Origin of the sequence: Gordonibacter sp. An230 (assembly GCF_002159915.1) — a bacterium.
In the GTDB taxonomy this organism is placed as follows: domain Bacteria; phylum Actinomycetota; class Coriobacteriia; order Coriobacteriales; family Eggerthellaceae; genus Rubneribacter.
The window spans coordinates 126,094-133,397 of record NZ_NFJP01000010.1 but is presented as its reverse complement, the minus strand read 5'-3'; the positions used below and the strand labels follow the sequence as shown (position 1 = coordinate 133,397).

8 protein-coding genes are annotated in these 7,304 nt (G+C 57.5%); all 8 read left to right on the top strand.

Features of this window, described 5'->3' with window-relative positions:
• Positions 1–297: 297 nt before the first annotated feature.
• Complete coding sequence (locus tag B5F40_RS07300; protein WP_087193684.1) at positions 298–828, top strand: hypothetical protein; 531 nt, start codon at positions 298–300, stop codon at positions 826–828.
• A gap of 164 nt (positions 829–992) precedes the next feature.
• Entirely contained in the window at positions 993–1,283 is a 291-nt protein-coding gene (locus B5F40_RS15915) for a hypothetical protein (RefSeq protein ID WP_140396450.1), read from the top strand.
• Positions 1,183–1,563, top strand: coding sequence for a serine hydrolase (locus B5F40_RS07295; protein WP_342395015.1), 381 nt, complete (start codon positions 1,183–1,185; stop codon positions 1,561–1,563). The genes B5F40_RS15915 and B5F40_RS07295 overlap by 101 nt, the downstream gene beginning before the upstream one ends.
• A gap of 59 nt (positions 1,564–1,622) precedes the next feature.
• Positions 1,623–2,531 carry a glucose-1-phosphate thymidylyltransferase RfbA gene (gene rfbA, locus B5F40_RS07290; RefSeq protein ID WP_087193682.1) on the top strand — a complete coding sequence of 303 codons (909 nt, stop codon included), beginning with the start codon at positions 1,623–1,625 and terminating at the stop codon, positions 2,529–2,531.
• Positions 2,528–3,433 carry a dTDP-4-dehydrorhamnose reductase gene (gene rfbD / locus B5F40_RS07285; protein ID WP_087193681.1) on the top strand — a complete coding sequence of 302 codons (906 nt, stop codon included), beginning with the start codon at positions 2,528–2,530 and terminating at the stop codon, positions 3,431–3,433. The genes rfbA and rfbD overlap by 4 nt, the downstream gene beginning before the upstream one ends.
• Positions 3,434–3,439: 6 nt before the next feature.
• Positions 3,440–4,465 (top strand): dTDP-glucose 4,6-dehydratase, encoded by a 1,026-nt coding sequence (gene rfbB, locus B5F40_RS07280; protein WP_087193680.1) that lies wholly within the window; start codon positions 3,440–3,442, stop codon positions 4,463–4,465.
• A 113-nt stretch (positions 4,466–4,578) separates the two neighbouring features.
• Complete coding sequence (rfbC, locus tag B5F40_RS07275; RefSeq protein ID WP_087193679.1) at positions 4,579–5,166, top strand: dTDP-4-dehydrorhamnose 3,5-epimerase; 588 nt, start codon at positions 4,579–4,581, stop codon at positions 5,164–5,166.
• 25 nt (positions 5,167–5,191) lie between these two features.
• Positions 5,192–7,267 (top strand): DUF6541 family protein, encoded by a 2,076-nt coding sequence (locus B5F40_RS07270; protein WP_087193678.1) that lies wholly within the window; start codon positions 5,192–5,194, stop codon positions 7,265–7,267.
• Positions 7,268–7,304 lie beyond the last annotated feature (37 nt).

Genomic DNA, 7,304 nt, shown 5'->3' with positions numbered 1-7,304 from the left:
AGCCGACGAGTCCGAAGGGGATGGAAATGCATCTTCCGTGCCTTCAGCGAACGCCTTTGAAGGGAAAACGCCCGTCGGCGGGGATGGGGAGGCGGCGGGATCCCCGTCCGATCCTCCGGACGCCCCGACCGCTGACGAGGAGGGGGGCGGCCCCTCCGGCGGATCCGCCCTCGCCCCCTAGGGACGGCTGGGTGGAGGTCGACGGGTGCGGTACTACTACGAGAGCGGCGAGCCCCTCGAGGGGCCGCTGTTCCTCGGGGCTCTTGGTACTGGCTCGACCCCGCGCGGGGCGGCGCCATGGCGACGGGCGTCGTCTGCATCGACGGCTCGTGGTACCGCTACGGCGCCGACGGCAGGATGGTCACCGGCTGGCACGCCGACGGCGGCCGGTCCTACTACTACGACCCGCTCGACGGCACCCTGACCTTCCGCAACCGCTGCGTGGACGGCTCGTGGTACTGGTTCGACCTGGCCGAAGGCTACATGTGGACCGGCCCGGCCTACATCGACGGGGCCTGGTACCGCTACGGCGCCGACGGCCGCATGCTGCACGGTAGGCAATGTATCGATGGGGCTTGGTATTTTTACGATCTTGTGGACGGCCATCTGTTTATGGATTCGGCGTACATCGACGGCGCTTGGTATTGGTACGACCTCATGGATGGGAAGATGAGGTTCGGATGGCTGGATATAGATGGAACCTACTATTATTACGATCGCCTCGATGGGCGGATGAGCCGCGGATGGAAGGTGATCGACGGGGATTCCTATTGGTTCGATGAGATATCGGGCCGGGGGACAATGCCCAGTATTATCGGTGGCTTTTAAGCGCGGCGCCGAGTTCTCCGGGAGTGCAGCTTTTCAATGGAGCCTCTTTAAGCGCGGAGGTTTTGTCGCGGCTCGAAGGAGTATCGAATGAGTTTTCTCGCTATGGGTACTCGTTGGGGTATCTCGTAATGGATATTCGCACGGGGAAAGGGGTATGCCGCAACGTGGATGATATGTTCTACAGCGCAAGCACGGTGAAGGCTCCCTACATGGCTTCGGTGTACAGCTATTCCCTAGGGGGCGATATGGGGCTATCGATCCATGGTATTCCACATGTTACAACACTGCTGTTTACTCCTCCAACTCCGACTATGGCGCGCTGCGTCGTGCGTTCGGCTCTTCTGGGTTTTCTGAATGGCTGCGCGCTGCGGGGCTTCTTCCGTGGACTCTCAGGCGTGGTATCCGTATTTTTCTCCGCGGGCATTGGGGAAGATGTGGTTGCAGATGTACTCTGATTTTTCGAAAGGAGAAATGGGGAATTCGCTCTCATCGCTTTTCTCTCATTCGGCAAACTCTGGGATATATGGCGCTTTGGGAGATCGCTACAGCGTCCGCTCGAAGCCGGGGTGGATCTTCGATGGTCCGCTGAGCGCCACTAACGATGCCGGTATCGTGTACTCCGATTCCGTCGATTACCTTATGGTGGTGCTGTCGACGGCTCCTGCTAAATTCGGTATGGTGAGAGATGCGGTGCGCTGTCTCAATGACGCTCATTCTGATATGATGCAGCGGTAGATTCGAGTTGGGATTGATCGGAGGCTTTGAGTGCGAAGGGGAAGAGGGTGAGGCGGAAAATGAAGGGTATCATACTTGCGGGCGGGTCGGGCACGCGGCTGTATCCGCTCACTACGGTGACGAGCAAGCAATTGCTGCCAGTTTACGACAAGCCGATGATCTATTATCCTCTGTCGGTGTTGATGATGGCGGGCATTCAAGATATTCTGGTCATTTCCACGCCGCAGGATCTCCCCAATTTTCAACGGCTTTTGAAAGACGGTTCCGACTACGGCATCAGGCTGTCCTATGCCGAGCAACCCTCTCCCGACGGCTTGGCCCAAGCGTTTCTCATCGGCGAGGAGTTCATTGCCGGCGATCCGTGCGCGCTCGTTTTGGGCGACAACATCTTCTATGGCAATGGGCTTGAAGGACATTTGAGACGTGCAGTGGCCGATGCCGAGAGCGCGGGCGGTGCGACGGTGTTCGGCTACCATGTGGACGATCCGGAGCGTTTCGGCGTGGTGGAGTTCGATGCGGACTTCAATGCCGTTTCCATCGAGGAAAAACCCAAGCATCCGAAGAGCAATTATGCGGTGACGGGGCTATACTTCTACGATTCTCGTGTATGCGACTTGGCGAAACGGGTGGAGCCTTCTGCGCGTGGTGAGTTGGAGATCACCGATCTCAACCGCCTGTATTTGGATGCGGGCGCGCTGAATGTGGTCACGTTGGGTCGCGGGTTCGCTTGGCTCGATACGGGCACTATGGAATCGCTGTTCGAGGCGTCGGAGTTCGTGCGTGCCGTCGAGCGCAGCCAGGGGCTCTCCGTTTCCGTGATCGAAGAGATCGCTTACAACAACGGATGGATCGACCGCGAGTGCTTGCTCGATGCGGCGATGCGCTATGGGAAATCGGCGTACGGGCAGCATCTGCGCAAGGTGGCCGAGGGTAAAATCGTTCCCACAAGGAACGGGAGTAACGCGTGAGGGTTTTGGTCGCAGGAAGCAAAGGCCAGCTGGGAAACGAGTTGAGGCGTTGCTTCGATTCGGGAGAGGCCGAAATAGGTCCTATTCCTCTCGTCTACGCCGATGCGGTGGTCGATTATGCCGATTGCGACGTGTTGGATATTTCCGATGAGGATGTTGTCGAGGCGTGGTTCGCGGCGCACTGCTCTTACGATCTTGTCATCAACGCCGCAGCGATGACGAACGTGGACGGCTGCGAGGCGGACGAGGCCGCGGCGTATCGCGTGAACGCCCATGGCGCAGAGCACCTCGCACGGGCATGTGCCGCATGCGGGGCGAAGCTCGTGCATGTGTCGACCGACTACGTGTTCGCCGGGGACGATTCCAGGTCGCGTATTGAAAGCGATGTCGTGCGGCCCATCAGCGCCTACGGACGGACGAAGTGGGCGGGCGAGGTGCTGGCGCAAGCGGCGTGCCCGCGCACCTTCGTGGTGCGCACTGCATGGCTGTACGGTTATGCGGGCAGGAACTTCGTCAAAACAATGTTGCACCTTGCACAGCGGGATGGCGCTATCTCTGTCGTGGCCGATCAGTACGGCAATCCCACATCGGCAAACGATTTGGCCTACGAGATACTGAAAATCGCCGCTACCGATGATTACGGAATCTACCACTGCACAAACAAGGGAACGTGCAGTTGGTTCGATTTTGCCGTTGCGGCGGTGGAGGGAGTTGGCATTGCTTGCGAGAAAACGCCTCTCACTTCCCAAGAGTACAAAGCTCGTTTCCCCCGTTCGGCCAATCGCCCCGCCTATTCCAGCCTGGAGAATCGCCATCTGACGCTTACCATCGGCGACGAGATGCGTCCTTGGCAAGAGGCGCTCGCAATGTATTTGAGTAGGCTTTCCGAACAAGGAGGCTAAAGGTTTATGCAGGGAATTCAGGGAAAGGCGCCGAGGCGCATCATCGTGACTGGAGGTGCCGGATTCATCGGCAGCAATTTCGTGCATTGGGTGATCGAGCATCAGCCCGATGTGCGTGTGACGGTGCTTGACAAGCTCACCTATGCGGGCAATCGCGAGAACCTTTCGGGCATTCCAAGGGACCGAATGGCGTTCGTGCAGGGGGACATTTGCGACGCGGATCTTCTTGAAGAGCTGTTCTCCCAAGCGGATGCCGTGGTGCATTTCGCCGCTGAGTCCCACAATGACAACTCCATCGCCGATCCGGAACCTTTCATCCGCACCAACGTCGAGGGGACGTACCGGCTTTTGGAGGCCGCTCGAAAGCATGATGTCCGTTTCCACCACATTTCGACCGACGAGGTGTACGGCGATTTGGCCCTCGACGATCCGGCGCGCTTCACCGAGGAGACGCCCTATCGGCCCTCGAGCCCCTACAGTTCCACCAAGGCGGCATCCGACATGCTCGTGCGCGCGTGGCACCGCACCTACGGCGTGCGCGCCACCATATCGAACTGCTCGAACAACTACGGCCCCCGGCAGCATATCGAGAAGTTCATCCCGCGCCAGATAACGAACATCCTTTGCGGCATCCGTCCGAAGCTCTACGGGGACGGGTTGAACGTGCGCGATTGGATCCACGCCGAGGATCATTCTTCGGCGGTGTGGGCCATCCTCTCCCGCGGGCGTTTGGGGGAAACCTATCTCATCGGGGCCGATGGGGAGCGAAGCAACGGAGAGGTGCTCCGTGCGATCTTGGAGGGCATGGGGAAGGCCCCCGACGATTTCGATTGGGTGCGCGACAGGCCGGGGCACGACCGCCGCTACGCCATCGATTCGACGAAGCTCCGGCGAGAGCTGGGGTGGCGCCCGTGCCACACCGATTTCGCGGAGGGTCTTGCGTCCACCATCGCCTGGTATCGCGAAAACGGGGCTTGGTGGATGGCGGCGAAGGAGGCCGTCGAGGCGAAATACGCGAGGCAGGGGCAATAGGGGTGTCGTTGCTCGCCCATCGATTATTGTCTACAGCAGTTCGCCGCGAAGGCAGGACGGTAAAATAGAGCAAGTTCAGGTTTTCAGGAGCCTCGCTCGAATGGAGGAGATGCATGGATTCGACCAAAGCGTTCGGTAACTTCATATTTACGGAAACCTCTATCGATGGCGTTGTGGTTGTCGATGCGAAACCATATGATGACGAGCGCGGCTATTTTATGGAGACATACAAGAAATCCGATTTCGTCGCCGGTGGGATTGCTTGCGATTTCGTGCAGGATAATCAGTCTTTCAGCGTGAAGGGCGTGCTACGTGGATTGCATTTTCAAATAGAGCATCCGCAGGCGAAGCTTGTCCGCGTGGCGCTGGGGGAGGTGTTTGACGTTGCTGTCGATCTGAGGCCGGGCAGTCCGACCTACGGCAAATGGGAAGGTGCGGTGCTTTCAGCGGAGAACCATCGGCAGTTCTTCATCCCGCGTGGATTTGCTCATGGTATCCTGGTTCTCTCCGATGTCGCAGAAGTCTGCTATAAATGCGATGATGTGTATCACCCTTGCGACGAGGGGGGGCTTTTGTGGAATGATCCCGATATCGGCATCGTGTGGCCCGCTTTGCAAGGAGACGTGGAATTTGATGCCGAGAAAATCATTCTGAGTCGAAAAGATAGCGGTCACCCCCTGCTCAAAACGCTGAATCGCTGATCGGCGGCAGAGGAGCTTCTCGAATATGTGGATGATGTTTTTCCTTGTGGTGATAGCGGGGGCATTGGCGGTATATGCGCCGGGGTATTTGCTTTTGCGTGCTTTTCGCGTGGGGCATCTGGCTGCGTTGGCAAGTGCTCCGCTGGTGTCTTTGGTGGGGTTTAACATCCTGACGCTTGCATATGCGCAAATGGGCGTTCGCTGCTCATGGTTGTCCCTCGCGGGGTTGGGCATTGTGCTGGCTCTCGTTATGCTGTTGGTTTCGCATACGGTCTCGCATAAACGCGACTGCGGATGTTCTTTCGGTCTTGGTCGGCGGAGCGTGGTGGTCGCCGGTCGGTCCCGTTGCCACTTCGATGGTTTTTGCATGACGGCTTATGCGGTTTTCGGATGCTTCGTCACGGTCTATGTGCTGCTTTCCAATTTGGAGGATCCTTCTTCCTTTGTGCAGGAGTTCGATAACATCCACCATCTCGGCGTGGTGAAAAACTACCTCGAATCGGGCGACTGGTCACCGTTCGCGGGTACTCTGTACGGCGATGCCGCCGCAAGTCCGTTCGTATCGGATAGCGGAAGCTTCTATCCCTCGTCATGGCTCATGGTGGCTGCGCTTGCCGCCGATGCCGTAGGGGCTTCTGCTGCATTGGGGGAGAACGCGGCTAATTTCTTATTCGTGGCAATAGTATTCCCTGTGTCTCTGTGCGCTTTGATGTGCCGCCTGTTTACGCAAAGACCTGCTGCTGTTCTTTGCGGCATTCCATGCGCGCTTGCGTTCTCGGCGTTTCCTTGGCGATTATTGCTTTTCGGCCCCCTCTATCCCAATCTTGCTGCATATGCTCTTGTGCCGATAGTCATTTTTCTGTTCATGTCGATTTTATCAACGGGGGAAAGCCGCTCTGTTCGTATTGGTGCCGCTTCGCTTACGGCGGTAGGCGTGCTGTCTTTGGTGCTCATGCAGCCTAATGCTGTGTTCGTGGCGGCGGTTGCCCTTGTGCCCTTCTGCATGTATCGCGCTGCCAAGGCGACGGGATCCGCTTGGGCGGATAAGAGGGGCAAGCTTTTTGCTCAAGCAGCTGCGGCGCTGGGTTTTTTTGCATTTTCAGCATTTGCGTGGATCGTCTGTTTGCATTTACCGTTTTTCGAAAGCGTGCTGGCGGAGTGGTGGCCGGCTTACACCTCGAAGCCGCAGGCATTCGTCGATGCCCTCACCTTGTCGTTTGGTGCCAACGTGCCGCAGTTCGTGCTGATGGCGCTTGTTCTTTTGGGGGCGGTGCGCACGCTGTTTCATCGAGAATACGGATGGTTGACATGTTCGTATGCCTTGCTTTGCTTTATGTTCTGCCTTGATGCGTCAAGCGAGTTGCCGTTGAAGTTGTGGCTCACCGGGTTCTGGTATACCGATAAATTCCGTATCGCTGCCGCTGCCGTTCTCTGCGCGATTCCTTTGGCCAGTTTCGGCTTGAGTGCGCTTTGCGAGGGAGCGTATCGATTGGCACGTCGGCGGGGGGGCGCAAGCGATGGCATGGCGGCATCTGCCGCTGCGGTTTTTGTGGCAGGGGCATTCGTCCTTGCAAATTTTCTCCCCAGTTTTTTATTGGCCGACGGCGGAATGGCGGTAACCCCTTTTGGAAATATTCGATCTCAGGTGGAGCGAGCGAATTCCACTGCTCCCCCTATTGCATACAACGAGGATGAACGTGCGTTCGTCGATCAAGTGAAGCAGATCGTTCCGACGGGGGAGATGGTGCTGAATCAACCGCATGATGGCAGCGCGTTCGCCTATTCGGTGGACGATTTGGATGTGTACTACCGTTATGCGCGAGGTTACGAAGGGGATGACGAGCGCCCCGAGAGTAAGGTGATCCGTGAGCGCTTATGCGATATCTCCTTTGATGTCGAGGTACGGAATGCGGTGGATGAGGCGGGGGTTGAATATGTGCTTCTGCTCGATTACGGAAAAGAAGAGGGCATCGAGCCGTTTCTTTTCACGTATAATCATGGTCTTATATGGGAGGGGTTTCTGGGCATCGACGATGAAACGCCCGGCTTCGAGGTGGTTTTGTCTGAGGGTGATATGAGGCTTTACCGCATAGTGGCCTAAAGGGGCAGGTCGCAAGGTGCTAAGGAGCTTGCTGTGT

What these genes read in the sequence shown, in the direction of transcription:
- B5F40_RS07300 (WP_087193684.1), top strand. Translation starts at nt 298, where the DNA reads ATGGCGACGGGCGTCGTCTGCATCGACGGCTCGTGGTACCGCTACGGC.
- B5F40_RS07295 (WP_342395015.1), top strand. Translation starts at nt 1,183, where the DNA reads ATGGCTGCGCGCTGCGGGGCTTCTTCCGTGGACTCTCAGGCGTGGTAT.
- rfbA (WP_087193682.1), top strand. Translation starts at nt 1,623, where the DNA reads ATGAAGGGTATCATACTTGCGGGCGGGTCGGGCACGCGGCTGTATCCG.
- rfbB (WP_087193680.1), top strand. Translation starts at nt 3,440, where the DNA reads ATGCAGGGAATTCAGGGAAAGGCGCCGAGGCGCATCATCGTGACTGGA.
- rfbC (WP_087193679.1), top strand. Translation starts at nt 4,579, where the DNA reads ATGGATTCGACCAAAGCGTTCGGTAACTTCATATTTACGGAAACCTCT.
- B5F40_RS07270 (WP_087193678.1), top strand. Translation starts at nt 5,192, where the DNA reads ATGTGGATGATGTTTTTCCTTGTGGTGATAGCGGGGGCATTGGCGGTA.